Consider the following 24,046-nt stretch of genomic DNA (forward strand, 5'->3'; position numbering starts at 1 on the left):
TATTGCTCCTAGCTGGCTGGTGATCTAGTGTATACATGTTGTATGCAAGAAAAGAGTGGGGCCGAGCGTGCAGCTGCCGAGTTGTCGGGCCGGGAGAAGGCTTATCTGTACGTCAGAGATCAGGTGCTGACGTCGCCGGCGGCCACGGGTTCCTTTCTCAACGAGCAGGAACTTGCGACGCGGGTCGGGGTGTCGCGCACTCCCGTTCGTGAGGCGCTGCTCATGCTTCAGGCGGAGGGCCTCGTCGAAATGGTGCCCAAGCGCGGGGCGCACGTCCCCGCGATGTCGGGCCGGCAGATCGCGGAACTGATGGAGTTGCGCGGTGTCCTCGAACGTCACGCCGCCAGCCGGGCCCTGGAGGCGGGGCGGGCGCCCATTGACGCGATGCGTTCGGCGCTGGCGGAGCAGGAAGCGTTCGCGACCGATCCGAGCGCCGAAGCGGCCCGCGCCTTCATCGACTGGGATGGTCGATTCCATCAGATCCTCATCGATTCTGCCAGGAGCGAGTTGCTGTCGCGCACCTACTCCGGACTCCGGGCGCGCCAGCTCCGTATCGGTCTGACGGCGCTCTTCAGTGCGTCCGATCGGCAACACCGGGTGTGCGCCGAGCACCAGGCAATCATCGACGCGCTCGAAGCCGGCGACGAGAGCCTGGTGCACGAGAAGATCGACACTCATCTCGAGGTTACGCTTCAGATTCTCCTGCGCGCCTAGCATTCTCGCTGGCCAGCAGTGCGTAGTGCTCGTCCTCGGTGGGATCGGGGTCGCGCCCCAGTGCGAGACCGAGCACGGTTAGCACTCCGACGATCAGTACATAGGCGGCGATCGGCACCCAGCTGTCGGTCCTGCTCAGCAGATAGGTGAAGATCAGCGGTGCCATCGCACCGCCGAACACGCCGGCAATCGTGTAGGCGAGTGAACTGCCGGTCGAGCGCAACGCAACGGTGAATTGTTCGGTGACGAACGCCGCCTGCGGTCCGTACATGAACGAGTGGAACCCGAGCCCGACGACCACCCCGACGATGAGCAGCGGGAATGAGCCGCCTCCGATCACGAGGAAGAAGAGGGCGCTCCATACGACACCGCCGACGGCAGCGACGGCGTAGACGAGGCGGCGGTTGATGCGATCGGAAAGTGCCCCGGCAAGAGGGATCAGGCCCAGCTGGAATGCCGAGCCGATCAGGATTGCAGTGAGCACTTCGCCACGCTCGAAGCCGAGTTCACGGGTGCCGTACGTGATCGCGAAGACCGTGAAGAGCGCGTAGATCACGTCCGGAGCGATGCGCGACAGGATCGCGGCGACAAGTGGCCGGGTCTGCTTGGTGAGCACGTCGTGGATGGGGGCTTCGGCGCGGTCGCCGGACTCCTGCAGGGCCTTGAAGACGGGTGTGTCTTCGAGCTTCAGGCGAATCCACAGGCCGAAGCCGACGAGCAGCGCGGACAGGAGGAAGGCGAGTCGCCATCCCCAAGACTCGAATTGGGCCTCGGTCATGGAGATGGTGAGGACGGCGAGCGCCCCGTTGGCCATCAGATTGCCTGCGGGAGGTCCTATTTGAGCGGCGGACGACCAGAAGCCACGTTGCCGTGGGTTGCCGTATTCGCTCGACAGGAGGACGGCACCGCCCCACTCTCCGCCGACCGCCACGCCCTGCGCGAACCGTAGGATCACGAGAATGGCGGGTGCCGCGATACCGATGCGGTCGTAGCCGGGAAGCAGGCCGATCGCGAAGGTCGTCACCCCGATCAGAAGCAGGGTGATCACCAGCAGCTGTTTGCGCCCGATGACGTCGCCGAGGCGTCCGAAGACGAACCCTCCGACCGGCCGCGCAACGTATCCGACCGCGTAGGTGGAAAACGCGAGCAAGGTTCCCGTGAGGGGGTCGCTGTCCGGGAAGAAGATCTGCGGAAAGATCAGTGCGGCCGCAGCCGAATAGACCGCGAAGTCGTACCACTCCAATGCGGTACCCGTGAGGCTGGCGGCGAAAGCCTTCGCCAGTCCCTTCCTGTCTACCGGTGCCGACCTGCCGGCATCGACGGAGGTGGACTCTCCGATCATGACAACTCCTTGTGGGTTGAATTCTGGTCCCGTACGGCCCGGTTCTTCTAGGTTTCACCTCACCGCTGCCGTTGAACCTGTCATATACTTGCTGTATACAAGACGTATGCGCAAGCCCTCGGCGCAGAAAAAACAAGAAAGTAACAAAACGCCCTGATCTCGAGAGGGAGCCAGGGCCAGGACTTCAAGGAGACTCTCCGCATGCCGCAGCTCACGTTCACTCTGCCGGACGGCACCGTCGACACCGTTGAGGTCACCACCCTCCTCAACGCCGGTTATGCCGGACGCAACCAGGAAGAGGTTGCGTCGCACATCGCTGAACTCGCAGAACTGGGCGTACCGGCGCCCACGACCATTCCGGCGATGTACCCCATCTCGCCTTACCTCGCACAGCAGACCAACGAGGTCTTCGTCCAGCACGACCGGACCTCCGGAGAAGCCGAGTGGGCCCTGGTGATCACCGATGACGACGTACTGCTGACCGTCGCCTGCGACCACACCGACCGCGACCTCGAGGTACACAGTGTGGCGTGGAGCAAGAACGCCGCACCCGACGTTCTCGGGTCCCGCGCCTGGCGGTTGTCCGACATCGCCGACCGCCTCGACGACATCACCCTGTCGGCATGGGTCGGCGAAGGCGGCGGCGAACCGTCCACCCTGATCCAGACCGGGACGCTCTCCGACCTACTCGCTCCGAAGTACTGGCTCGATGTCCTTCGTGAGAGGGGGCTGCACACGCCGGGGACCGTCCTCGTGTCGGGGACGATCTCGATGCTGCACAGCGTGAACCAGTTCGCCGACTCCTGGAAGGTCGCACTGCGTGATCCGTCCACCGGCGACGAAATCAGCTGCCGCTACCGGACAGTCCGGATGCCGCAGCCGATCGGCTGATCCGCGCCGACCTTCGATGAATCTGCGCCCCGCGCCCGCCCGAGGGTCGACAATATGGTGAGTCGACGAGTGAGGCAGTGCAATGGGATTCATCATCGGATTCGCACCGTGGATCGTCTACTGGATCCTGGTGGGCAACACGGGATTCGTCGCTGCCGTCGCGATCGCGTTCGGTATCGCGGCGATTGGTCAGGTGTTGCAACGGTTACGGGGCCAGCCGTGGCGGACCCTCGAGGTCGGCACCGTCGCCGTTTTCGCGTTGCTGCTGATCGCGGCGCTCACTTTGGACGACGCCGTCCTCGAACGCTGGCTTCAGCCGGTCAGCAACTTCGGGTTGTTCGCGATCGCGGCGGTGGGTGTCCTGATCGGGCGGCCGTTCGTGCGCGAGTACGCGGTGGCAACCGTGGACGCCCGGACGGCGGCGAGCGGCGGCTTCCGGTACATCACCACGGCCATGACGTGGATGTGGGTGGCCGCGTTCGGACTGATGACCGGGTTCTCGCTGATCCCGCCGATCGTCGACGGCGACGCCACCATGCGCGACGCCGGCGACACCCTGTCCGTCGTCTGCTACTGGGTGCTGCCGTTCACCCTCATGGGCATCGCGGGGCTGGTGTCCGCGGTATTTCCCGGATGGTTCGAGAAGCGGTCGCAGCTGCTGGAGGCTTCGGCGGAGCCGGCGGTCGCCGAGCAGCCTGCGCCGGCCGCGGACGTGTCGGCAGGGTTACTCGAACTCGACGTTCCGGCGTGGTCGCGTCATGACGAGGCGTTCTCGCTGATCGTCCGCGGCGCCCGGCCCGGATCGTCGGTGACCGTCCGCACCACCGGGACCGATCTGTTCGGTGGGCGGTGGCGGTCGGAGGCCACGTTCACCGTCCCGGTAGACGGAACAGTCGACGTTGCCGGACAGGTTCCGGACCACGGTGATTGGGACGCGGCGGACGCCGACGCCCCGCTGTGGGCCATGCGTTTCGTGTCCGAAGACCGGGTTCCCGACCTCTTCGTGCCGCCGCCCGACGCCTGGCTGGTCACCGTCGAGGCGAGCACTCCGGACGGAACGTCGCGGCGGACGGTGACGCGTCATGCGAGCGCCCCCGGAGTGTCCGTCCGTTCCCTCGATGTCGGCGACCGGCCCGCCCTGCTCGCACTGCCCGCCGGCGATGCTCCGAGCGGCGGGTGGCCGGGCGTCGCCTGCTTCGGCGGCTCGGAGGGCGGCGTCGACTCCCAACGTTCCACCATCGGGATGCTGGCCGCCAACGGGTATGCCGCACTGGCCTATTCGTGGGTAGACGAATCGAACACCGACGCGACGCTGGTGAACATTCCGCTCGAGCGGTTCGCGTCTGCGGTCGAGGCGCTGGGAGCGCAGCCGTCAGTGGACGCGAGCCGCCTGACCGCGATGGCCATTTCGCGCGGCGCGGAGGGCCTGTTGGCCTCCGCCTGCGTCAGCGAACTCCCCGTCGCCGGGCTGATCCTGATCAGCCCGAGTTCGGTGTCGTGGCAGGCGATCGGCCCCGACGGCGAGATCGCCGACACGCCGTCGTGGACGTGGAACGGCCGGCCCGTGCCGTGGGCGCCGCTGCCGGGTGGGACGCTGATGCCCCAGCTGATCCGCAACGCGTGGCGAGCCCATCACGACCTCACCGCGCACCGGCCGAGCCTGCTGCGCCTGGGGGCCGCCTACCGGGCCGGGCTCGCGGCCGCACCGGCCGAGGCGACGCTGCGGTCCGAACAGGCGACCGCGTCGGTGCTGTGCCTGACCGGTGCCGACGACCAGCTGTGGCCGTCGGACGAGATGGCCACGGCACTTCTCGGGCGTCGATCCGACGCCCGCGACGAACACCGGACGTTCGACGGCGCCGGCCACCTCCTCCGCCTCGGAATGTTCCCCGCCGACGCGCAGTGGACCGGCGGCATCGCGTTCGGTGGCGGGGGTGCCGGTCAGGGCCGGGCGCAGCGCGAAGCGGTGCACAGCGTACTCGGCTTCCTCGCGCGGACCACCGCGGTGGCGAGGGCGTGATGCGCGGCGCAGAGGGCGGCTTCGGCCACACGGACCGCATCGTCGGCTCGATCGTCGACATGGCCGGGGTGTCCAGGGCGAAAGTTTTTCCGATCTCGAGGCTGGATTCCTTCGTCGACTCCGGTGCAGGCGCGTCGCCGAGTTGGACTGTGTTCTGCGTCGACGACCACCTCGCATTCACACCGTCCTTCTCCGTCGTGGGCGACCTCCGTCTGCGTATCGACGGCGATGACATGCGGGATCTGGGCAACGGCACGTACTGGGCGCCGGCGTGCCTGACCGAGCAGGACGGGACGCCGTCGCCCGCCTGCACCCGGGGCGCGCTGCGGCGGGTGACGGCGCGGCTGGCGGAGTCCGGGCTGACCGCACGGATCGGCCACGAGATCGAGTTCACCCTCTTCGACGCGGCGACCGCCGAAGAATGGTCCGCCTACGGCCTCAATGCCGTTCTCGCGCAGGAAGAATTCTTCAAGCACCTGCTCGCGGCGGCGTCGACGGCCGCGCTGCCGATCGAGCAGGTCCACGCCGAGGCGGGGCTCGACCAGTTCGAGGTGTCGCTCGCCCCCGCGGATCCCGTCGAGGCGGCCGACAATGCGGTGCTGGCCCGCACCCTGATCAGCCGGGTCGCGCGCGCCCAGGGGCTGCGGGCGTCGTTCTCACCCATGCCCGTCGCGGGAGGGGCGGGAAACGGCGCCCACCAGCACGTGTCGATCTTCGAGGGAGACCTGCCGATCTTGTCGGGAGGCCCGGGCCCGCACGGGCTGACTCCCGCCGGTGGCGCGGCCATCGCCGGGATTTTGCGGGCGCTACCCGAGTTCACGGCCGTTCTCGCCGGGTCGGCGCTGTCGCATCTGCGGTTGCGCCCGGGCATGTGGTCGGGGGTGTTCCGCTGCTGGGGCCTGGAGAACCGCGAGGCCGCCGTCCGGCTCTGCGCGGACACCGCCGGGAACCCGCACGGCGCGAACCTCGAGATCAAACCCGTCGACCCGTCCGCGAACCCGTATCTGAGCAGCGCCGCCATTCTCGGCGCCGCCCACGACGGCATGGCCGGTGAGCTTCCCCTCCCGGACGAGGTGGCGGTCGACCCGGCGGAACCGACCGGCGCCCATGCCGTCGATCTCCTCCCGACCCTGCCGTCCGACGTGCTCGGAACGTTCGAGTCGTCGGCGCTCGCGCGGGATCTGCTCGGGCCGCTGATCATGGTAGCGCTCGCGGCGGTCAAGGGGTACGAGCTCGCCGAATACCGGGACAAACCGGTCGACGAGGTCGCGCAACGCTTCCGGTACGCGTGGACGTCGTAGTCAGTTGCGGATCATCGCCAGCGCGGTACGCAGTCCGCGCCGCTTCCCGGTCGCAGGATCGACCCCGAACACTTCCTTCATCCCGCCCCGGATGCGGAATCGGAGTTCCGACGCCGTTTCCGGTGCGTCGTCCGCGGACGCCGACAGGAAGCGGTTGGGCAGGGCGAGCTTGAAGATGGTGCGGAGGGTGAGTCCGTACTGGTGGGGGAGCGAACCCGTCGTGTAGGGGAGGTCGTACTTGTCGCACAGTTCCCGCATCTTCACACCGATCTCGGCGTAACGGTTGCTGGGCAGGTCGGGGAACGCGTGGTGCTCGATCTGGTAGCAGAGGTTGCCACTCATGAACGCCAGCACCGGGCCGGCGTTGAAGTTGGCGGAGCCCAGCATCTGCCGCAGGTACCACTCGGCCTTGGTCTCCTTCTCGAACTCCTCCTTGGTGAACTTCTCCGCGCCGTCCGGGAAATGACCACAGAAGATCACGCCGTAGGCCCACAGGTTGCGGATCACGTTGGCCGTGATGTTCGCCGTCAGCGTGCTCTTCCATGCCGGGCCGGTGAGCGCCGGGAACACCACATAGTCCTTGCCGACCTGCCGCGCAATCTTGCGTCCCACCTCCTTCGCGTTGCGGAGGGTTTCCGCGCGGTCGTAGTCGCCGCGCCGGATGCTCTCCACGTCCAGGTGGTGCAACGCGACACCCCACTCGAACAGCAACGCCAGCAGCACGTTGTAGAACGGCTGCGCCAGGTACACCGGCGACCACTTCTGGTCGCGGGTCATGCGCAGGATCCCGTAACCGACGTCGCTGTCGAGACCCACGATGTTGGTGAACTTGTGATGGACGTAGTTGTGAGAGTGCTTCCACCCCGACGACGGGCAGGTGTTGTCCCACTCCCAGTTCGACGAGTGGATCTCGGGATCGTTCATCCAATCCCATTGGCCGTGAATGACATTGTGGCCGAGTTCCATGTTCTCGATGATCTTCGCCGCACCCATCAAGGCGGTACCCAGGATCCACGCCGGTCTCTTCCGGCTGCCGAACAGGACGATCCTGCCCGCGATCGCCAGCGACCGCTGCAGTTTGATCGTCCGGTCGATGTACCGCGCGTCGCGGGCGCCGCGGGACTCCTCGATGTCTGCCCGGATCGCATCGAGTTCCGCGCCCAGCGCCTCCACATCCGCATCGGTGAGGTGGCTGTACTCTTTGATATCGGTGATGGCCATCTGGTCTCGATACCCGGTTCACCCGATTCTCAATCTGCGAATCCGCCCAACCGTTGCGCAACCGTGTTGTGGTCACACGTCCGTGTGACGGCGTCCGCTATTCTCTCCACGGTCGCCGAGCGTGTCGGTGACCCGGATCCGGGGGTGGATCTCGATGCGGCTATCAGGGGGAGATGTCGATGTCAGAGGGCGATATGACGTGGCCGGAAAGTGTCATTGCGTCGCTGGACGGGACCGGTGCGACGCAGCCTCCGCTGGCCGCCGTCCCCGGGCTGGCGCCGGTGCTCGGTGGACCGGACGTCGCGGTCGTCAAGGTCGACCCCGACATGCTGCGTGCGATGTCGTCCGCGCTGGGTGTCATCGCGCGTGAGGTCGAGGCGCTGGGTGGCCGGCGGAGCTTCGAGCACGCGGTGCGGGCCGTCGAGGGGTCCGACACCGCGGCGGCATGCAAGGAAGCCGGCGACATCCTCGCGTCCGCGCTGGGAGCCGCGGCCGGTCGCATCGACGAGATGGCGTTCATCGCGGGTGACGGGGCCGAGAACTACGAGGTCACCGACACGTCGTTCGCGTCGCAGCTGTCGGCGATGGGGGAGATGTGATTCCGCGTCGGTCGCAACTGCACGTCTGGAACCCGCGGGATCTGACAACGGCGGGCGAGGAAATCGGACGGACCGCCGACGACACGCGGGGCCGGGCGGACCACGTCCATCGTGCCGTCGCGGATCTGGGCCGGCACGACGACTGGCGCGGTCCGGCGCAGGCGGCCGCCGAGCAGCGGGCGAACAGTGAGCGCACGGAAATCCGCAGGCTCGCAGACGATCTGGAGGATCTGGCGCACGCGCTCGTCGGTGGGGCCGATCGCCTCGGCCATGCGCGGGACTACGTCGCCACCGTGATCGACAAGGCGGCAACCGACGGATTCACCGTCTCCGACGACTGGCAGATCGTCAGCCCGCCGAAGACGATGAGCGAGGCCGAAGCCGCCGAGCATGCCGAGCTGATGGAGTACTGGCGCAGCCAACTCGGTGGAGCCCTCACGGAACTCGACAATGCCGACCGAGGCATGGCGACGGCGATCCGGGACGCGCTGCGCGCCGTGGCGGCGAGCGCCCCGGCGTCCGCGGGCCTGTCGGGGCACGAGGGCACCACGCTGGGCGGGCAGGTCGCGCGGGGTGGGTCCGACATTCCACAGGATGTCCGTGACCGTGTTGCCCGGGAGATCGCGGCCGCAGGGCTCACTCCCGAACAAGTGCAGACGCTGGCCGACGGCGGCAAGGTCACCGATCTTCCACAGGGAACGATCGACTTCCTGCAACAGTTCTATACGGCGGCCGGCAAGGACGGGTTCCTCGCATTGTCCGAGCAGTACAGCGAGAACGGACGCACCGAGGCCGCGAGCGCTCTGTCCAACGGCCTGGCCGTGGTGTCGAACTACAACGTCGGCAGTGCCAGCGGCGACGTCGGCGGTCAGAGCCACATTCCGGAAAGCCTTCGTGGGCTGTTCGAGGGCCCGGTGACGTCGACCGGCAACCTGATGAAGGGCGCGCACGACGCGCCGCAACCGTCGGTGGTCGTCAACAACGGCGACGACCTGGCACGCTTCACCAAAGCCTTCGGCCTCGCGGACCCGGCCGTGCAGCAGGGCAGTGAGCTGAGCGAGAGCCTCTTCTCCCGTGCCGGCGAGATCGCCTCGGCCACCAACGACAAGAGTCTCCTGATCGGGGACTCGTTCGACCACAACGCTCTGGGCCGCGACAGCGTCGACACCCTCCTGCAGGACATGGTCGGCGTCGGTGGCCGCGACCATGCCGCCGTCCACAACATCCTGTCCGGTGAAGGCATGCCGGCCGACTACAACCGCGACGACGTCATCATGCCCCTGCTCCAACGTGATTGGCCCGACGGCGGCGAACAGAAGGTCACCGGGATGTTCGACTGGATCGCCGACGACGCCCGGCCCGCCGATCCGTCCGATCCCGGAGAAGTATTCCGGTCCACACAAGCCGGCGAATCGGCATTCGGCCTCGCACAAATCCTCGCCGCGAAAGACGCCGACCTACTCGACATCCCGGGGACGAACGGGCAGGCAATCGGTGAGGTGAACCCCGAAATCACGCAGGCGTTGGGCACAACGCTCGCACCCTACATCGGCAATATGGTCGGGGTGCCCGAGTCCTTCACCGGAACCAATGCGTTCACCGGCCAAACAGGCCATGAATACCTCCTGCTGGAGGATGCACCGAGAATATTCTCGGTGATCGATTCCAATGCCGAAGGCGCCTCGTATTTCAATGCGCAAGCCTTGGGGTTGTCAGCTCAGTTGGAGCAGGCTTGGGCTGTCGACGGCCAGACACCCCAGGACCCCCACTATCAGTACGGGACGTGGGCGGGCAATCTTCAGGGCGTAGTGGACAAGGGGCTCGACCTCGAGTTCGCCGACCGGCTCGGCGACGAAACATCCCAGAACGCTGCTGGTTTCGAAAGTAAGGGCGTTGCCTACGACACCATCAGAACAGTGATCGGCAAGGGCGTCGAGTTCATTCCTGTAGCGGGCCCTCTGATTTCAAGTGGTATCGATCTCGCCGACCCGTCGTTCAAGAGCGCGGTCTTGGGATCCATACCGGACAGCACGCTGCAGGCGAATGCGGATTTCGCCGACAACGCGTTGTTGACCAATCAGTACTACCAGATTGCATTGGGCCTTCAGGCTGCAAATGGGGGAGTATTGGATTCATATTCAGGGCTCGACCTATTTCGAGACGGTACTGACGGACCGCTGCTGCCATACGATCAAATTGCGGCTGAGAATCCGTATCAGCGGCTCCCTCTCCTGCAGTCGGGCTTGGCCGGATACTTGACGGACTCGGGAGTGACGGGGCTGGGCCATTTTATTGATGCCTTGAACGCCGGCCGTGACCAAGTGAAAGACATGAGGTACGGGCAGTGAGGCGGCCGGTCTTCCCTATGATCGCGGCGATGTTGGTCATGTCGGCCTGCGGGACCGATGCAGCGAGCGAAGCACCGGAGCCGCCGGTGGTCGCGTCAGCGCTGTACTCCGTGCCCGACAATGCCGCTTATAACTATCGCTGGTCGGCAGATCCGGGTATCGATTTGTTGACTCCCGAAGTGACGGTGATCAGGGCGTACGTCGAGTCCTACTACCTCACAGTCCGGGCGCTCACACCGGCCGCGGGATACCCGGGTTTCTCTGAATCCGTGGACGAGCGTCTCCTGACCGACTACGGCAACCCCGATCAGCTGAAGAAGAGCCACTTTGTGGGAACGCAGTTTCAGCATCTGCTATGGATGACGCCGACCGAGCGCGGATGGTTTGCAACCGTGTGCACGGGCGATTATTCGGTAATGCGCGAAGGCCCAGACGGACGGTTCTTCAACGTCGGATCGACGAATATTGTTGCGGAAACCGTGGAGATCGAGGCGCCCGACGCGAGAGCTTTCAGTCAGTCGTCGGAGGGCCCCGAACGCGCTCCGGTCGCCGATGTCTTCGGGGGCTGGAAGGTGGTCGACCACGTATACAGTGCACGAAACCAAACGGCGTTCCTCGAATGTCGAAACCGGATGCCGGACGAGGCCTCGAATCGGCCGGCGAAGTGGGACCTCCCCCACGACACCCCGTACCCGACGCTTGCTCCGTATCCGGGCTGGCCGCGTTACGACGAGAACTGACGACCACCGCCACCGTCGGCGGAAGGGCACTGTCGCCGCTGCCGTCGTCCGGTCATATCCTCGACGTCAGCCTCCGTGTTCGGTGGAGGCGTGGGCGAATGATCGGACGGTTGGTAGTGGACAGCAAATGTGACGTCGTGTACGGAGACGACCTCCGGGTGGGCGAGAGGTTCGAGCTGGGCTCGTACACGGTGACGGAGGAGGAACTGGTCGACTTCGCGGGGCAGTGGGATCCGCAGTCGTTCCACATCGACCGTGAGTCTGCAGATGGTGGGTATTTCGGTGGGCTCATCGCGAGTGGTGTGCACACGATCGCGGTGTGCCAGCGACTGTCCGCGACCACTGTTTATGCAGGCTGGAGCGTTATTGCGGGGGTGCGGATGCGCGACGTCAACTTTCTCCGTCCGGTGAAGCCGGGTGATGTGCTCACCGGAAAGCTGGTCGTGGAGGATGTGGTGCCCGACGATCGCGGACGGGCCTTGGTGACCGTCGCGGCGGAGATTCTCAACGGATCCGGCAAGCAGGTCTTGACCTCGGTGACCGAGATGTACATGCGCTGCCGACCGGAAACCGACTGATCGTCGAAATTCTTGGACGAAACGCTACCTTCGAGGATTGTTTTCCGGGTTTCTGGGTACCGCCCCGAAAGGCCAGGTAACCAACGGAGGCAGTCATGAGAATGGGTAGGAGAGTGGCCGCGGTGGCAGTGTTCGCGGCTTCGATCGGATTGGGAGCATCCGGTGTCGCCTGGGGCGGCAGTCTCGACTCGGCGGTGCCGGTGCGTCGGCCGGACGTCATTCAACCGATGCCACCCGGCTTCCCGCAGAACGGTCCGATCGGATGCGACGACTGGGCGGAACCCTACGAGAACAATGTGCCGCAGTGGGGCACCGATCCGTACAACCAGTTCGACAACTGGTGCGACGGTCCCGAGGACGGCCTTTCCGCGCAGCAGCCGCCGGTCAATGACCAGCAGGGCCGGACGGTCAATCCCTGATTCGACGGTGAATGTTCGCACGAGGCATTGTGCCGTCGTGTAGCGCGGTCGTGAACTGAAACCGACCGTCCGTCAAATTTCATTCACGAAATTCGCCCTCCGAGGATTGTTTACGTTGTCTTTGGGTACAGCCCTTAGGCAGCGTTATTCACCTATGGGAGGCAACGATGAAGGTCGGCTTGAGATTGGCTGCGGTCGCTGTGTTCGCGGCCTCGATCGGTTTGGGAACATCCGGTGTCGCCTGGGGTGACGCGCTCGACTCGGCGGTCGTACCGGTGCGCGCACCGGACACGGTTGCACCACTGCCTCCTGGTGTTCCGCCGACCGGCCCGGCCGGCTGTGACGACTGGGCGGAACCGTACGAGAACAACGTCCCGGCGTGGGGCGCAGAACCGTACAACCAGTACGACAATTGGTGCGACGGACCCGAGGACGGTCTGCCGCAACCGGCCACCTACAGCGGTGACGAGGGCGGAGGCGACTCGCCGAACGAGCCGTAGACCGACCGATCCGAATCAGCGCGCCCCGGGAGTCTTCGTTCCGGGGCGCGCTGATTCAGTTGCCGGAGGGCGGTTCGTGCAGTCCGAACGCGGAACCCTGATCGTCGTGGCACAGCTTGAACCGCCCGAATTTCGTCACCGACTCGGGGTCTTCGCCCAGATCCACGGCGTCGACGGTGCCGCCCAGCGCCAGCACCTGCTCGACCGCGGAATCGAGGTCGGGCACCCGGAAGAAGACGTACGGCCCGGCGCCCTCGTCGCCGCCGTGGATCCCGCCCGGGACGTTCGGTGTGTTGATCGAGTATCCCGATCCGCCGGGCCCGGATTCGAATTCCCAGCCGAACAATGCCGAGTAGAACTTTCGGCCCTGCTCGGTGTTGGCCACACCCAATTCGAAGAATGACAGTTCGCCCGACATGAGCACTCCTCCGTCGACAGTGTCCCCGTGACGCTACGCCGAGATGCGGTCACGCATAAGACTCGCGCGTAGACCGACCGCGCCGCAGGAGTATTGATCGCCGCTGCTGCGGGTGGCGCCCTCGGGTTCTTATACGGCGTCACCACACCGCCGTCGGTAACGATCCGCTGCCTGCGGCCAAAGTTACGCAGGGTGCGCCTGCCGTGATAGATACTGCACCGGTGATGCTGCCCAAACGAACCTGCTTTTCCGCCATATCGATGGTGATGCTCGCTGTCGCAGGCTTGCTGGTCGCCGCCCCGGGGAGCAGCGGTGCCGCACCGCTCGCCTGGCGAACCACGATGGTGGCGTTCAGCAACGTCAGCGACCGCGACCTGGATGTGTACGAGTCGGAGGACGGCACGGGGTTCCAGCCCCTCCGACTGTCTGCGTATCGGCCTCCGTCAGGGGTGGTGCGTGACCCGAGCATCTTCCGGCACACGGACGGGTTCTACTACCTCACCTACACGACGGTCGACGGGGCGAACATCGGCTTCGCACGCAGCAGTGACCGCATGGACTGGACGTTCCTTGGGGCCTGGCCGGTCCCGTTCTGCTGCGCCTTCCTGCCGGGCACGGGAGACGGAACGGGCTCAGCGAGCCCGCCGGGTTCCTCGGGGTCGGCCGGGTTCAGCGACGGACCGTCGCTGTCGCCGTTCACCACCAAGGCCTGGGCACCCGAATGGTTCGTGGACGGCGACCGGGTCAACGTCATCCTGTCGCTGTCGACCGGTGGAGGATTCGTGCCGTATCTGATGACGGCGCTGGAACCATCGCTCAGGTTGTGGAGCCCCCCTGTTCCGCTCGCCGGGATCGGCGCGGACCACATCGACACCACCGTGGTCAAGGTGGGATCGACCTATCATGCGTTTACCAAGAACGAGACGAAGAAGGTCGTCGAGCATGCGGTCGCGTCGTCCGTGACGGGACCCTATTCATTCGTCCCGCCTGGAAATTGGGGATCGCTGGTGGAGGGCCCAGCCCTGGTTCAGTTGCCGAGCGGCGCCTGGCGGATATATCTCGACGCCTATACCGAAGGAAAGTATCTCTATTCCGACAGCACGGATGGGCTGCGCACCTGGTCACCCGTGCAAGAGCTTCCAGGCGTTTCCGGGACGGTGCGCCACTTCGGCGTGATGAGAGAGCCGGCATAACGACGACTCCGCGACGCCGCCGTCGTCGATGACGGTCGCCGTCGCGGAGGTGGCTGCGATCGGGAGTGGATCTCGGCTGTGTGGTGCCGGATTGGATGCCGTTGCTGCACAGTTCGTTCGGTGCATCGATTCGAAGCCTCCGGATGTCGGGAGGGTGAACCGGCTAACCGGTGTTGAGCGTGAACGTAACTCGTAGGTGAGTGGCGCAGCGTGCCGGGGTGCACATCGCCACTCACGTGCGGAGACCGTGCGTCAGGCCGCCAGCTCGTCGGCGATTTCGATGTCGATTTCCTGTTCGGTCATTCCGCCGAAGAGATGGTTGGTGAACATGTCAGCTCAGTTCTCGTAACGTGTGGTGGATCCCGGCACGGTCGGAGCTTCTCGTCCGACCTACTGGGTGTATCGCCCTCGGCGACGCTTCCGTTTCAGGTCCCCGCAGGTGAGTGGCAAAGTGTGTTCGGGCGCGCATTCCCGCGCACGTAGCGCTTAGGCTCGACTCGACCGTTCGTGTCCCGGAAACAGGAGATGAGTCGAGATGCCCGCAACCTTCGTTCTGCTGCCCGGCGCCGGCTCGGACTCGTGGTACTGGCACCGCGTCGCACCGATCCTGGAGGGGAGAGGGCACTCGGTGATCGCCGTCGACCTTCCGTACGGCGACGACGACGCGGGCCAGTACGAGTTCGCCGACGTCGTCGTGGATGCGGTCGAGGACGTCGAGGGTTCGATCGTGCTGGTCGCGCAGTCCATGTCCGCGTTCACCGCGGCGATCGTCTGTCAGCGCGGCGAGGTCGACGTGGACCTGCTGGTTCTCCTGGCACCGATGCTGCCCGCGCCGGGGGAGGCACCCGGGCAGTGGTGGGAGACCACCGGTCAGCCGGAGGCGAAACGGGCGTTCGACGTGCTGGAGGGCCGCGACCCGGATGCGCCCGACGACCTGCGGGCGCTGTTCTTCCACGACGTGCCCGACGACGTCACCGAGGAGGCGTTCAGCCAGGAGGAGCCCGTCATGTCGAACACCCCGTTCGAGACGGTGTGGCAGGCGGACGCGTGGCCGCACGTGAAGACGCGGGTCGTCGCCGGGAGACGCGATCGGCTCTTCCCGCTCGACTTCATGCAGCGGATCGTCCGGGAGCGACTGGGCATCGCACCGGAGGTCATCGACACCGGCCATCTGGCGGCACTCGCGCGCCCCGGCGAACTTGCTGCCATGCTGGAGCGCTACGCGTCCGAACTGTAGGGCATGTACATCCGACGAGAAGGAGAGCAATCGATGGCGTTGTCGGTATCGGGCGAGTTCGAGATCGAGGCGCCCCAGGAGCAGGTGATGGCTGCGCTGGCGGACGTCGAACGTATCCCCGAGTGGTCGGTGGTGCACAAGAAGGTGGTCGTCGAGTCCCGATTCGACGACGGACGCCCCCGCACCGTGCGGATGACGCTCGCCGTCCTCGGGGTCGCGGACACGCAGCTGGCCGAGCACAAGTGGCTCGGGGACGAGCAGATGTCGTGGACGCTCCTCGAGAGCGAGAAGCAGAAGTGCCAGGAAGGGGAGTATCGGCTGACCCCCACCCCGCGCGGGACGTCGGTTCACCTCACGATGTCGGTCGAGCCGAAGGTGTGGGTGCCGAAGTCCGTGCTGCGTCAGGGGCAGAAGCAGGCCGTGCGATTGATCCGCAAGGGATTCACCAAGTTCGTTCTCGAGAACTACGTCTGACGAGGACCAGATGACGGTCGAGCAGAGCAGCCCCACCACGCTTCGGCGACTGTCGGCGCGGTTGGCCCTGATCCGCGACGACACCGACGACGACAAGCTGTCGGCCGGTTTCCTCCTCGTCGCCACGATCCTGGCGTTGGTGTGGGCCAACATCGGGGATTCGTACGAGTCGTTCTGGCACACCCCGGTGACCATCCAGATCAGCGACTACGGCATCAGCCTCGACCTGAAGCACTGGGTCAACGACGGGTTGATGACGCTGTTCTTCTTCGTCGTGGGGCTCGAGGTGAAACGTGAGCTGACGATCGGCGAACTCACCGACCGCGCCCGTGCCGCCGTCCCACTCCTCGCCGCGATCGCGGGTCTGGCACTGCCCGCCGTCCTGTTCCTGATCCTCAACCCCAGCGGCGCCGAGGCCGGTGCGTGGGGCGTCGTCGTCTCCACCGACACGGCGTTCGTGCTGGGCGCACTGGCACTCGTCGGACCCCGATGCCCCGCCCGGTTGCGCGTGTTCCTCCTGACCCTGGCCGTCGCCGACGACATCGGTGCCCTGGCCATCATCGCCTTCTTCTACACCGACAACCTCCGGCTCGGACCGCTGCTCCTCGGGTGCGTCGGGCTGCTGCTGATCATCCAGTTGCGCAAGCTCGAGGTGTGGCGTGGTGTCGCCTACTTCATCGTCGCGGCGGGCACGTGGGTCGCGTTCTACGAGTCCGGCGTCCACCCCACCCTCGTCGGTGTGCTGATCGCGCTGATCCTGCCCGTGTATCCGCCGCGGCGCAGCGAGGTGGAGCGGGCCGGTGAACTCACGCGCGCGTTCCGGCAGTCACCCAACTCCGACTACGCCCGCGCCGCCCAGCTCGGTGTGCTGCGCGCGGTGTCCGTCAACGAGCGGCTTCTGCGCTTCTACCAGCCCTACACGGCGTTCCTCGTCGTCCCGATCTTCGCGCTCGCCAATGCCGGTGTGGTCATCACCGGGCAGACCCTCGCGGACGCGGCCCGATCGCCGCTGGCGTGGGGCATCGTGCTCGGCCTGGTGGTCGGCAAGCTCGTCGGCATCACGGCGGCCACGGCCCTGTTCTCGAAGCTGCGGCCCGGCAGCCTGCCGCCCGGGCTGACGCTGTCCCAGATCGCCGGTGGCAGCGCGCTGGCCGGTATCGGCTTCACGATCTCGCTGTTCATCGTCGACCTGGCCATCGATTCACCCGAGCTCGCCAACGACGCTCGGGTGGGTGTCCTGACGGCGGCGGTCATCGCCACCGTCCTCGGTTGGGCTCTGTTCCGGCTGTCGGACTGGGTGCACCCGCCGACGGAGGCCGTCGGGCTCACCCTGCTCCGGCCCGTCGACCCCGGCCGCGATCACCTGCGCGGGCCGGTGGATGCGCCGCTCACCCTCGTCGAGTACGGCGACTTCGAGTGCCCGTTCTGCAGCAAGGCCACCGGCAGCATCCGGGACGTCCGGGCCCATTTCGGGGACGAGCTCCGCTACGTCTTCCGGCATCTGCCCCTCGACGCCGTGCATCCGCACGCGCGTTTCGCCGCCCAGGCGAGCGAAGCGGCGGCCGCGCAGGGACGGTTCTGGGAGATGCACGACCACCTGTTCGCCAACAGCGACGCCCTCGCCGAGGACGAGATCTTCGGTTACGCCGCCGAGCTGGGGCTCGACATGGACCGGTTCGAGGAAGACATCCGCAGGGGCACCTACGTTCACCGCATCGACGACGACGAACTCGACGCCGAGTCGAGCGATTTCCGGGTGACCCCCACGTTCTACCTCGGCGCGACGGGCACCGACCTCGCCCGGCACAGCGGCCCCTACGACGCCGCCACCCTCATCCGGCAGCTCGAAGAGGCGCGCGGCGCCGACGGCGCACCCTGATCAGCCGCGCGAATCCTTCACAGCCTGGATTGCGGCCGGCGTGACGGGGTCGACGTTGTCGGCGAAGTCGTCGTGCTTCTTCAGGTAGCCGGCGACGAACGGGCAGATCGGCACGATCCGCTTGCCGTCCCCGACGGTCTCGGTGAGCGCGCTGCGGATCAGGGTGGTGGCGAGGCCACGCCCCCCGAACTGCTCACCGATCTCGGTGTGGAAGAAGATCCGTTGATTCTCGTCGTCGAGGTACTCGGTGAACCCGGCCAGTTCACCATCGACGCGGACCTCGAATCGGTGGTGTTCGGGGGCGTTCCGGACGTCGGGTGCGGGGCCGTCTTTCGTGTCGTCTGTCATGGACCCACTATGCCGCCCGGCGGGGTTCCGACTGCGCGGCGGGTGTTCCCGGACGCCGCGGAGGTGGAGGATCGAAGGAGTTCAGCGATCCGAGAGGGGACGCGACCGCCATGACCGATTACGGCAGGGCCGTGCAGTTCGGGGCGTTCGTGACCCCGTCGGTGGAGTTGCTGGCCAACACGTTCGAACTCGCCGCCCTCGCCGACGAGACCGGGCTCGACCTGATCGGCGTGCAAGATCACCCGTACCAGGCGAAATTCCTCGACTGCTGGTCGCTGATGGGCACGCTGCTGGCCCGCACCGAGCGGGTGCGCGTGTTTCCCGACGTCGCATGCCTGCCGCTTCGCCCGCCGGCGACGATGGCGAAAGCCGCGGCCAGCCTCAATGTGATGTCGGGAGGCCGGTTCGAACTGGCGTTGGGTGCGGGCGCGTTCGGGGAGGCGATCGGGGCGATGGGCGGTGACGTGCGCACGCCCGGTCAGGCCGCGGCGGCCTTGGAGGAGGCGGTCGAGGTGATCCGCCTGATGTGGTCCGGTGAGCGTGCCGTGTATTCCGAGGGTGAGCACTATCGCCTCGCGGGCGTGCATCCCGGACCGGTCCCGGCGCACAGGATCGGGATCTGGCTGGGCGTCGGCGGCCCCCGGCTGCTGCGGGCGCTGGGACGCTCGGCGGACGGGTGGGTCCCGTCGAGTTCGTACTTTCCGCCCGAGGTCCTGCCCGGCATGCACGCGCGGATCGACGCGGGTGCGGCGGATGCGGGCCGGGACCCGAGCTCGATCGTCCGCGCCTACAACGTGTTCGGCCGGGTGAGCGATACACCGTCGGACACGTTGTTCCACGGAACCGCCGACCAGTGGGTGAGCCAGCTGACGGAACTCGCGGTGGACGCGGGCATGGACACGTTCGTCTTCGGCACCGACGGCGACGACCTCGCCCAGGTCCGTAGATTCGCGACCGACGTAGCGCCCGCAGTTCGGGCCGCCGTGGATGAGCACCGTGGCACGGGTGCGCAAGCATGAGCGAACCGCGGCTCCTCCTCATCGGCGGGCGCCAGTCCACGCTGGACGTGTTGAAGGAAGAACTGACCCGGTTCGGGCGGGACGTCGTGGCATCCAACGACCGCGAATTGATCCGGCAGGCACTCCTGGACGGAAACGTCGACCTCGTCGTGATCGGCGGCGGCCTCGACGATCCCGCCCGGGATGCCATGCGGGACTTCGTTCTCGGCGTCAAACCGGACGTCCCCGTGCACCTGCTGCCCCGCACGGCCGGAGCGAGCCCGGCGTCGGTCATCCCGTTCGCCAACGAACAGATCGTGCTGTTCAAGGTTCACGCAGCGGCTGGCGACGAAGACGCGCAGTCCGACTAGGTCAGTTGCCGTCCTTCTCCTTGTCCTTGGGCTTGTTGTTCCCGTTGCCGTTGTTGCCATTGTTGTTTCCCGGTCCGGTCTTCGGTGCCGGGGCGCCTGTCGGTGGGGGCGGCGCAACCGGGTTGACCTCGACCGCGCTGCTCGGGACGGAGACGGGTGCCGGGGCGGGGACGACGGCGGTGGTGCTCGGCCCGGGACCGACCGTGCCGTCCCGATTCTGAGACGCGATGGCCAGCGCCGCCACGACCACGGCCACCAGCACGGCGGCGATCGCGGCGATGATCAGGCCGGTCCGCCGTGCCCGCCGGGGCTCGGGCGGCAGCTCATGGACCGTCGTCGGTGTGAATGCTCTAGTCGGCGGCGGGTGCGCGCCGGGCGCCCCGAGGACGGCGTCCCGCATCGCCTGGGCGTCGGCGTACCGCTGCTGCGGGTCGCAGGTCATTGCCCGTTCGATCGTGTCGACGAGGTTCGGATCGGCGTCCGGGCGGGCTTCGCGCAGCGGTCGGGCCGCACCGTCGGTGATCGCGCGGGCAAGCGACAGGATGTTGTCGCCGGCGAACGGCCGGTGCCCGGCGAGGGCTTCGTAGCCGACGACGCCGACGGCGTAGAGGTCGTCGGCGGTCGTGGCGGGTGTGCCCAGGATGCGGTCCGGGCTGAGGTAGGCCACGGTGCCCAGCACCTGTCCCGTCGCTGTGTGGTCGGATGCGGCGCTCTTCGCGATGCCGAAGTCGGCGACCTTCACCGTGCCCGCGGCGGTGAACAGCACGTTTCCCGGTTTGATGTCGCGGTGCAGGATCCCGGCTTCGTGGGCGGCGCCGAGGGCGGCGAGCACGTCGGCGAGGATCGACCGCACCCGCGCGTCCGGTACGGGTCCGGCGGCGATCTCGTCGGCGAGGGTCCGCCCGGGCAGGCGCTCCATCACGATGTACGCCACCCCGGCGTCCTCGCCGCAGTCGTGCACCGCGACGACGTTCGGGTGATTCAACGTGGCGGCCAGCCGGGCCTCGACCTCGAATCGGCGGCGTGTGTCGGGGACGGAGGTGAGCTCCGTGCGCAGCACTTTGATCGCGACGGGTCGCTGCAGGCGCAGGTCCCATCCGTCGTGGACATCGGCCATTCCGCCGCGCCCCAGCACTCCCCGCAACTCGTACCGACCTGCGAGAACTGCGGACACCGACATGCGCTCACGCTATCGTCAGCTCTTGTGCCGGACACCGCTGCCTCCCACCTACCATGACGCCATGACCGCTTCAGGTAAACGCCGACACCTGTCCGTCGTTCCCGACGCGCCGGTGATCGTCCGGCCGTCCGAGCGGCCGGGTCGCCGCGACGTGGCGAGTTTCCACCTGCGGATCGAGCTCGACGACGTGTCGCCGGCCGTCTGGCGGCAATTCGTCGTGCCCTCGAACCTGCGGCTCAACGAGCTGCATCCGATCGTGCAGACGGTCATGGGCTGGCAGGACAGCCACCTGCATTCGTGGGTCGGCGGCGAGCCGCCCGCCTCCGAGCGATACGAGATGCGCGAGAGCATCGACGAGGGCTTCGCCGACGAGGACGACGAGCTGTGCGAGGACGCGGTCCGGCTCGATCAGGTTCTGGCCGAACCCGGCGAGCTGCTGTCCTATCAATACGACTTCGGCGACGGCTGGGACCATACGATCGTCCTCGAACGGATCGAGGCCGACGGGCCCGCGCCGACGGTGACCTGCCTCGCCGGCGCCCGCGCCTGCCCGCCCGAGGATTGCGGCGGACCGGGCGGATACGCCGACCTGCTGACGGTCCTGGCCACCCCGTCGCACCCCGGTCATCACGACGCCGGGGCATGGGTCGGTCCGGGGTTCGCGCCCGAATCGTTCGGCGTCGACGCGGTGAACCGTAATCTGCGGATCGAAGTCGTGATCCGTGACCACGGGCCGGTGACGGATTCGAAATTCGCCGAACTGCTGCGACGAATACCCCATCAGGCTGCCCCGCACGTCTTTTCGCTGCTCGAGCATGCCCAGCTCACCACGCGGAAGGGTGATTTTCCTGCGGCCCAGGAAGCGGCGACGCTGCATCTGCGGTGGTTGCTGCAGCGCATCGGATCCGACGGCATCACGCTGACTCAGGCGGGCTACCTGCCCCCGGCCGTGGTGGCGGAGATGCGGCAGGCGTTACCGGGCTTCGACGACTGGCCCGCCACCAGCAACCGCGAGACGGACCAACGGCCGGTCCACCTGCTCCGTGAGTACGCCAAGACACTCGGACTGGTGCGCAAGTACAAGGGAAAACTCGTTCGAACCAATCTCGGAACGGCGATGGCGGACAACGCGACACAGATGTGGCGTCATCTGCTCGAACGCCTGCCGCTGGGCACCGAACAGATCGAGCGGGAGGCCGGATACCTCGTGCTTCTCACACTCGCCGCAGGCACGTCGTCGGACGAACGACGGGACGCGATCGCCGAGGGACTCGCAGCCCTCGGCTGGCAGACCAGCGACGGCACGATCGTCGGCCGGGAAGAAGTCTTCTGGACCGCTCGCCCCACGATCTCGTTCCTCGAACTCATCGGCGCAATGGTCGAGGGCTACGTCCAACGCGACCAGCCCATGGACCCCGAATGGGGTCGGCTCCTCGCTCAGATGGTGCTGTCGATGTAGGCGGCAACGTCGTACCAGCACCGGACTACGCCCGAACCTTTTTGGGCGCAGTTGCTTTCGGCCCACATGGCACTCCCGCGGTGGCGATGGCTCCAGGCAGTCGCCGGACGATCGCACAAACGACACTCTTCGACGCAGAACGATTTCGGGCCACATGTGTCGGAATCTTCTGCTTTGATACGTCCCATGCAATAGTCGGTCGCGAGCAAGGGAGGTTGACGACGATGGTCGATTCCACCGAGGTGCCCGAGGTTTCGTGGGCGGGAATGGTCGAGTGGTTGACGGGTTCGCTGGTCGATCAACCGGTCGCGCTCATCGTCGAGATCGGCCCGAACAGCTACGTCAGTGAAGACGACGACGAAGAAGTCGTCTGCGCGCAGATTCAGGTACTGGCCGACGGTGTGTTGATGCTCCGTCGATCACGCGTCGAGCTCGGGCACCTGCTGCTCGCCGACTATTCCGCCGAGCACCTGACCCTCGACAGGTGGCATTTCGACGGCCATTTCGAAGACTGTACGGACGGCTATCTCTTCAGCCGAGACGTGAACCTCATCGCGAACACCTGCGTGGCCTGGTTCCGGGACAATTGGGGCACGCGGTCCACCAGTGAACTCGGATGCTCGTATCGGTTCCCCGACGAGTTGATACCGACTGAAAACGCCGACGATTTGTTCTGATTTGTCCCGCGGCGGAACTCGAGGATTCGACGGTCCCGGTACGACGATTCCGGCACACTGGTTGCATGAGCACTCCGCCGCGTCGCCGGTGGGTGCTGCATGTCGATCTCGACCAGTTCATCGCCGCCGTCGAGGTGCTGCGGCACCCTGAGCTGCGGGGACGTCCCATTGTCGTGGGCGGTCGCGGCGATCCCACCGAGCGTGCGGTGGTGTCGACGGCATCCTACGAAGCACGGGAGTTCGGTGTCGGTTCCGGGATGCCGATGCGGATCGCCGCACGGAAGATTCCCGACGCGGTGTTCCTGCCCGTCGACGCCGAGGCCTACACCGAGGTGTCGGCGGTCGTGATGGACACCTTGCGCAAATTGGACGTCGTGGTCGAGGTGATGGGCTGGGACGAGGCGTTTCTCGGTGTCGAGACCGACGACCCGGAGGCCTTCGCGCGAACCATCCACGATGCCGTCCTCGACGCGACCGGGCTGCACTGCTCAGTCGGCATCGGCGACAACAAGTTACGAGCAAAGATCGCGACGGACTTCGGCAAACCGCAGGGCATCTACCGGCTGACGGAGGAGAACTGGTTCGCCGTCATGGGAGAGCGTCCTACCGACGCACTGTGGGGGATCGGCAAGAAGACGGCGAAGAAGCTTGCCGCGCTGGGCATCAGCACCGTGCGAGAGTTGGCCGACGCGTCGGATCCGGAGTTGGCCGCGTCCCTCGGTCCGAACATGGGTCCGTGGTACGCGCGGATCGGCCGCGGCATCGATCTTTCTCCGGTCTCCGCCGAACCCTGGGTGGCGCGCTCGCACAGCCGGGAGACGACCTTCCAGCAGAACCTCGCCGGCAAGGAGGCCGTCACCGAGGAGATCCGACGTCTCGCCGACCGTGTCAGGGAGGACATCCTCGCGGAGAACCGCCAGGCGGTGCGAGTGGCGCTGAAGGTGCGCTACGCCCCGTTCGACACCCACACGACGAGCAAGCCGCTGCCGGAACCGACATTCGATCCGGACGTGATCGCCGACGCTGCAGCAGCATTGGTCGACAGGCTCGACCACGAGCGGGAAGTGCGACTCCTCGGCGTGCGGCTGGAAATGACCCCGCCCACGTGAGTGGCGAAGTGTGCTCGGGCACGCTTTGCC

General features: G+C 66.6%; 25 protein-coding genes. 19 read left to right on the forward strand and 6 right to left on the reverse strand.

What is annotated here, in order from left to right; all coding sequences use genetic code 11:
- Positions 1-42 precede the first annotated feature (42 nt).
- A complete protein-coding gene (locus ACNJ7E_RS11590) occupies positions 43-714 on the forward strand; it encodes a GntR family transcriptional regulator (RefSeq protein WP_418339939.1) in 672 nt (223 codons plus the stop codon).
- Here ACNJ7E_RS11590 and ACNJ7E_RS11595 read toward each other — a convergent pair.
- Positions 686-2,056 (reverse strand): MFS transporter, encoded by a 1,371-nt coding sequence (locus ACNJ7E_RS11595; RefSeq protein WP_418339940.1) that lies wholly within the window; start codon positions 2,054-2,056, stop codon positions 686-688. The genes ACNJ7E_RS11590 and ACNJ7E_RS11595 overlap by 29 nt on opposite strands.
- Positions 2,057-2,257: 201 nt before the next feature.
- Between ACNJ7E_RS11595 and ACNJ7E_RS11600 the strand changes: the two genes are divergently transcribed.
- The 3 genes from ACNJ7E_RS11600 (at position 2,258) to ACNJ7E_RS11610 (ending at position 6,268) form a co-directional block, all read left to right on the forward strand.
- On the forward strand, positions 2,258-2,947 hold the full coding sequence (locus tag ACNJ7E_RS11600; RefSeq protein ID WP_418339941.1) for a DUF2848 domain-containing protein: 690 nt from the start codon (positions 2,258-2,260) through the stop codon (positions 2,945-2,947).
- A gap of 82 nt (positions 2,948-3,029) precedes the next feature.
- Positions 3,030-4,967, forward strand: a complete 1,938-nt coding sequence (locus ACNJ7E_RS11605; RefSeq protein ID WP_418339942.1) for an acyl-CoA thioesterase/BAAT N-terminal domain-containing protein — start codon at positions 3,030-3,032, stop codon at positions 4,965-4,967.
- Positions 4,967-6,268 (forward strand): type I glutamate--ammonia ligase, encoded by a 1,302-nt coding sequence (locus tag ACNJ7E_RS11610; RefSeq protein WP_418339943.1) that lies wholly within the window; start codon positions 4,967-4,969, stop codon positions 6,266-6,268. Before ACNJ7E_RS11605 ends, ACNJ7E_RS11610 begins: the two co-directional genes overlap by 1 nt.
- Here the strand turns inward: ACNJ7E_RS11610 and ACNJ7E_RS11615 are convergent, their stop codons facing one another.
- Positions 6,269-7,489, reverse strand: coding sequence for a fatty acid desaturase family protein (locus ACNJ7E_RS11615; RefSeq protein WP_065491920.1), 1,221 nt, complete (start codon positions 7,487-7,489; stop codon positions 6,269-6,271). It abuts the gene before it with no gap.
- Positions 7,490-7,662: 173 nt separating this feature from the next.
- Between ACNJ7E_RS11615 and ACNJ7E_RS11620 the strand changes: the two genes are divergently transcribed.
- Complete coding sequence (locus ACNJ7E_RS11620) at positions 7,663-8,088, forward strand: hypothetical protein (RefSeq protein WP_418339944.1); 426 nt, start codon at positions 7,663-7,665, stop codon at positions 8,086-8,088.
- Here ACNJ7E_RS11620 and ACNJ7E_RS11625 read toward each other — a convergent pair.
- The gene (locus ACNJ7E_RS11625) at positions 8,031-8,360 is read right to left on the reverse strand and encodes a hypothetical protein (protein ID WP_418339945.1); all 330 of its coding nucleotides are present in this window, start codon (positions 8,358-8,360) and stop codon (positions 8,031-8,033) included. The genes ACNJ7E_RS11620 and ACNJ7E_RS11625 overlap by 58 nt on opposite strands.
- Positions 8,361-8,381: 21 nt before the next feature.
- Here ACNJ7E_RS11625 and ACNJ7E_RS11630 point away from each other — a divergent pair, with 21 nt between their 5' ends.
- From ACNJ7E_RS11630 to ACNJ7E_RS11650, 5 genes are all read left to right on the forward strand, one after another.
- Entirely contained in the window at positions 8,382-10,436 is a 2,055-nt protein-coding gene (locus ACNJ7E_RS11630) for a TPR repeat domain-containing protein (protein ID WP_418339946.1), read from the forward strand.
- Positions 10,437-10,453: 17 nt separating this feature from the next.
- Positions 10,454-11,176 carry a hypothetical protein gene (locus tag ACNJ7E_RS11635; protein WP_280782014.1) on the forward strand — a complete coding sequence of 241 codons (723 nt, stop codon included), beginning with the start codon at positions 10,454-10,456 and terminating at the stop codon, positions 11,174-11,176.
- A 98-nt stretch (positions 11,177-11,274) separates the two neighbouring features.
- Positions 11,275-11,754: a MaoC/PaaZ C-terminal domain-containing protein gene (locus tag ACNJ7E_RS11640; RefSeq protein ID WP_418339947.1), complete on the forward strand. Its 480-nt coding sequence runs from the start codon at positions 11,275-11,277 to the stop codon at positions 11,752-11,754.
- A gap of 95 nt (positions 11,755-11,849) precedes the next feature.
- Positions 11,850-12,173 (forward strand): hypothetical protein, encoded by a 324-nt coding sequence (locus ACNJ7E_RS11645; RefSeq protein WP_005252542.1) that lies wholly within the window; start codon positions 11,850-11,852, stop codon positions 12,171-12,173.
- A 167-nt stretch (positions 12,174-12,340) separates the two neighbouring features.
- Positions 12,341-12,673: a hypothetical protein gene (locus ACNJ7E_RS11650; protein WP_037226877.1), complete on the forward strand. Its 333-nt coding sequence runs from the start codon at positions 12,341-12,343 to the stop codon at positions 12,671-12,673.
- Between the two features lie 55 nt (positions 12,674-12,728).
- On the opposite strand, the gene ACNJ7E_RS11655 is transcribed toward ACNJ7E_RS11650, so the two are convergent.
- Positions 12,729-13,091 (reverse strand): VOC family protein, encoded by a 363-nt coding sequence (locus ACNJ7E_RS11655; RefSeq protein WP_280782013.1) that lies wholly within the window; start codon positions 13,089-13,091, stop codon positions 12,729-12,731.
- A 224-nt stretch (positions 13,092-13,315) separates the two neighbouring features.
- Here ACNJ7E_RS11655 and ACNJ7E_RS11660 point away from each other — a divergent pair, with 224 nt between their 5' ends.
- The 4 genes from ACNJ7E_RS11660 to nhaA all read left to right on the forward strand — a co-directional run bounded on the left by ACNJ7E_RS11660 (position 13,316) and on the right by nhaA (position 17,874).
- Complete coding sequence (locus ACNJ7E_RS11660) at positions 13,316-14,284, forward strand: glycoside hydrolase family protein (protein ID WP_418339963.1); 969 nt, start codon at positions 13,316-13,318, stop codon at positions 14,282-14,284.
- 535 nt (positions 14,285-14,819) lie between these two features.
- On the forward strand, positions 14,820-15,521 hold the full coding sequence (locus tag ACNJ7E_RS11665; RefSeq protein WP_280782012.1) for an alpha/beta fold hydrolase: 702 nt from the start codon (positions 14,820-14,822) through the stop codon (positions 15,519-15,521).
- Positions 15,522-15,554: 33 nt separating this feature from the next.
- Complete coding sequence (locus ACNJ7E_RS11670; RefSeq protein ID WP_005252560.1) at positions 15,555-15,995, forward strand: SRPBCC family protein; 441 nt, start codon at positions 15,555-15,557, stop codon at positions 15,993-15,995.
- 10 nt (positions 15,996-16,005) lie between these two features.
- A complete protein-coding gene (gene nhaA, locus ACNJ7E_RS11675; protein WP_280782011.1) occupies positions 16,006-17,874 on the forward strand; it encodes a Na+/H+ antiporter NhaA in 1,869 nt (622 codons plus the stop codon).
- Here the strand turns inward: nhaA and ACNJ7E_RS11680 are convergent, their stop codons facing one another.
- Entirely contained in the window at positions 17,875-18,222 is a 348-nt protein-coding gene (locus tag ACNJ7E_RS11680) for a GNAT family N-acetyltransferase (RefSeq protein WP_280782010.1), read from the reverse strand.
- A gap of 110 nt (positions 18,223-18,332) precedes the next feature.
- Here ACNJ7E_RS11680 and ACNJ7E_RS11685 point away from each other — a divergent pair, with 110 nt between their 5' ends.
- Positions 18,333-19,241, forward strand: a complete 909-nt coding sequence (locus ACNJ7E_RS11685) for an LLM class flavin-dependent oxidoreductase (RefSeq protein WP_418339948.1) — start codon at positions 18,333-18,335, stop codon at positions 19,239-19,241.
- Complete coding sequence (locus ACNJ7E_RS11690) at positions 19,238-19,591, forward strand: hypothetical protein (protein ID WP_280782008.1); 354 nt, start codon at positions 19,238-19,240, stop codon at positions 19,589-19,591. The genes ACNJ7E_RS11685 and ACNJ7E_RS11690 overlap by 4 nt, the downstream gene beginning before the upstream one ends.
- A gap of 1 nt (position 19,592) precedes the next feature.
- On the opposite strand, the gene ACNJ7E_RS11695 is transcribed toward ACNJ7E_RS11690, so the two are convergent.
- Entirely contained in the window at positions 19,593-20,771 is a 1,179-nt protein-coding gene (locus ACNJ7E_RS11695) for a serine/threonine-protein kinase (protein ID WP_418339949.1), read from the reverse strand.
- Positions 20,772-20,832: 61 nt separating this feature from the next.
- On the opposite strand from ACNJ7E_RS11695, the gene ACNJ7E_RS11700 reads away from it, so the two are divergent.
- From ACNJ7E_RS11700 to ACNJ7E_RS11710, 3 genes are all read left to right on the forward strand, one after another.
- A complete protein-coding gene (locus ACNJ7E_RS11700) occupies positions 20,833-22,230 on the forward strand; it encodes a plasmid pRiA4b ORF-3 family protein (RefSeq protein WP_418339950.1) in 1,398 nt (465 codons plus the stop codon).
- Positions 22,231-22,454: 224 nt separating this feature from the next.
- Positions 22,455-22,907, forward strand: a complete 453-nt coding sequence (locus ACNJ7E_RS11705; protein ID WP_418339951.1) for a hypothetical protein — start codon at positions 22,455-22,457, stop codon at positions 22,905-22,907.
- Between the two features lie 65 nt (positions 22,908-22,972).
- Positions 22,973-24,016 (forward strand): DNA polymerase IV, encoded by a 1,044-nt coding sequence (locus ACNJ7E_RS11710; protein WP_418339952.1) that lies wholly within the window; start codon positions 22,973-22,975, stop codon positions 24,014-24,016.
- Positions 24,017-24,046 lie beyond the last annotated feature (30 nt).

It is taken from the genome of Rhodococcus mengyinensis (assembly GCF_048381435.1).
In the GTDB taxonomy this organism is placed as follows: Bacteria; Actinomycetota; Actinomycetes; order Mycobacteriales; family Mycobacteriaceae; genus Rhodococcus_F; species Rhodococcus_F opacus_D.

Coding starts and splice junctions, on each gene's coding strand:
- ACNJ7E_RS11590 (WP_418339939.1), top strand. CDS start 43: ATGCAAGAAAAGAGTGGGGCCGAGCGTGCAGCTGCCGAGTTGTCGGGC.
- ACNJ7E_RS11595 (WP_418339940.1), bottom strand. CDS start 2,056: ATGATCGGAGAGTCCACCTCCGTCGATGCCGGCAGGTCGGCACCGGTA.
- ACNJ7E_RS11600 (WP_418339941.1), top strand. CDS start 2,258: ATGCCGCAGCTCACGTTCACTCTGCCGGACGGCACCGTCGACACCGTT.
- ACNJ7E_RS11605 (WP_418339942.1), top strand. CDS start 3,030: ATGGGATTCATCATCGGATTCGCACCGTGGATCGTCTACTGGATCCTG.
- ACNJ7E_RS11610 (WP_418339943.1), top strand. CDS start 4,967: ATGCGCGGCGCAGAGGGCGGCTTCGGCCACACGGACCGCATCGTCGGC.
- ACNJ7E_RS11615 (WP_065491920.1), bottom strand. CDS start 7,489: ATGGCCATCACCGATATCAAAGAGTACAGCCACCTCACCGATGCGGAT.
- ACNJ7E_RS11620 (WP_418339944.1), top strand. CDS start 7,663: ATGTCGATGTCAGAGGGCGATATGACGTGGCCGGAAAGTGTCATTGCG.
- ACNJ7E_RS11625 (WP_418339945.1), bottom strand. CDS start 8,360: ATGGCCGAGGCGATCGGCCCCACCGACGAGCGCGTGCGCCAGATCCTC.
- ACNJ7E_RS11635 (WP_280782014.1), top strand. CDS start 10,454: ATGATCGCGGCGATGTTGGTCATGTCGGCCTGCGGGACCGATGCAGCG.
- ACNJ7E_RS11640 (WP_418339947.1), top strand. CDS start 11,275: ATGATCGGACGGTTGGTAGTGGACAGCAAATGTGACGTCGTGTACGGA.
- ACNJ7E_RS11645 (WP_005252542.1), top strand. CDS start 11,850: ATGAGAATGGGTAGGAGAGTGGCCGCGGTGGCAGTGTTCGCGGCTTCG.
- ACNJ7E_RS11650 (WP_037226877.1), top strand. CDS start 12,341: ATGAAGGTCGGCTTGAGATTGGCTGCGGTCGCTGTGTTCGCGGCCTCG.
- ACNJ7E_RS11655 (WP_280782013.1), bottom strand. CDS start 13,091: ATGTCGGGCGAACTGTCATTCTTCGAATTGGGTGTGGCCAACACCGAG.
- ACNJ7E_RS11660 (WP_418339963.1), top strand. CDS start 13,316: ATGCTGCCCAAACGAACCTGCTTTTCCGCCATATCGATGGTGATGCTC.
- ACNJ7E_RS11665 (WP_280782012.1), top strand. CDS start 14,820: ATGCCCGCAACCTTCGTTCTGCTGCCCGGCGCCGGCTCGGACTCGTGG.
- ACNJ7E_RS11670 (WP_005252560.1), top strand. CDS start 15,555: ATGGCGTTGTCGGTATCGGGCGAGTTCGAGATCGAGGCGCCCCAGGAG.
- nhaA (WP_280782011.1), top strand. CDS start 16,006: ATGACGGTCGAGCAGAGCAGCCCCACCACGCTTCGGCGACTGTCGGCG.
- ACNJ7E_RS11680 (WP_280782010.1), bottom strand. CDS start 18,222: ATGACAGACGACACGAAAGACGGCCCCGCACCCGACGTCCGGAACGCC.
- ACNJ7E_RS11685 (WP_418339948.1), top strand. CDS start 18,333: ATGACCGATTACGGCAGGGCCGTGCAGTTCGGGGCGTTCGTGACCCCG.
- ACNJ7E_RS11690 (WP_280782008.1), top strand. CDS start 19,238: ATGAGCGAACCGCGGCTCCTCCTCATCGGCGGGCGCCAGTCCACGCTG.
- ACNJ7E_RS11695 (WP_418339949.1), bottom strand. CDS start 20,771: ATGTCGGTGTCCGCAGTTCTCGCAGGTCGGTACGAGTTGCGGGGAGTG.
- ACNJ7E_RS11700 (WP_418339950.1), top strand. CDS start 20,833: ATGACCGCTTCAGGTAAACGCCGACACCTGTCCGTCGTTCCCGACGCG.
- ACNJ7E_RS11705 (WP_418339951.1), top strand. CDS start 22,455: ATGGTCGATTCCACCGAGGTGCCCGAGGTTTCGTGGGCGGGAATGGTC.
- ACNJ7E_RS11710 (WP_418339952.1), top strand. CDS start 22,973: ATGAGCACTCCGCCGCGTCGCCGGTGGGTGCTGCATGTCGATCTCGAC.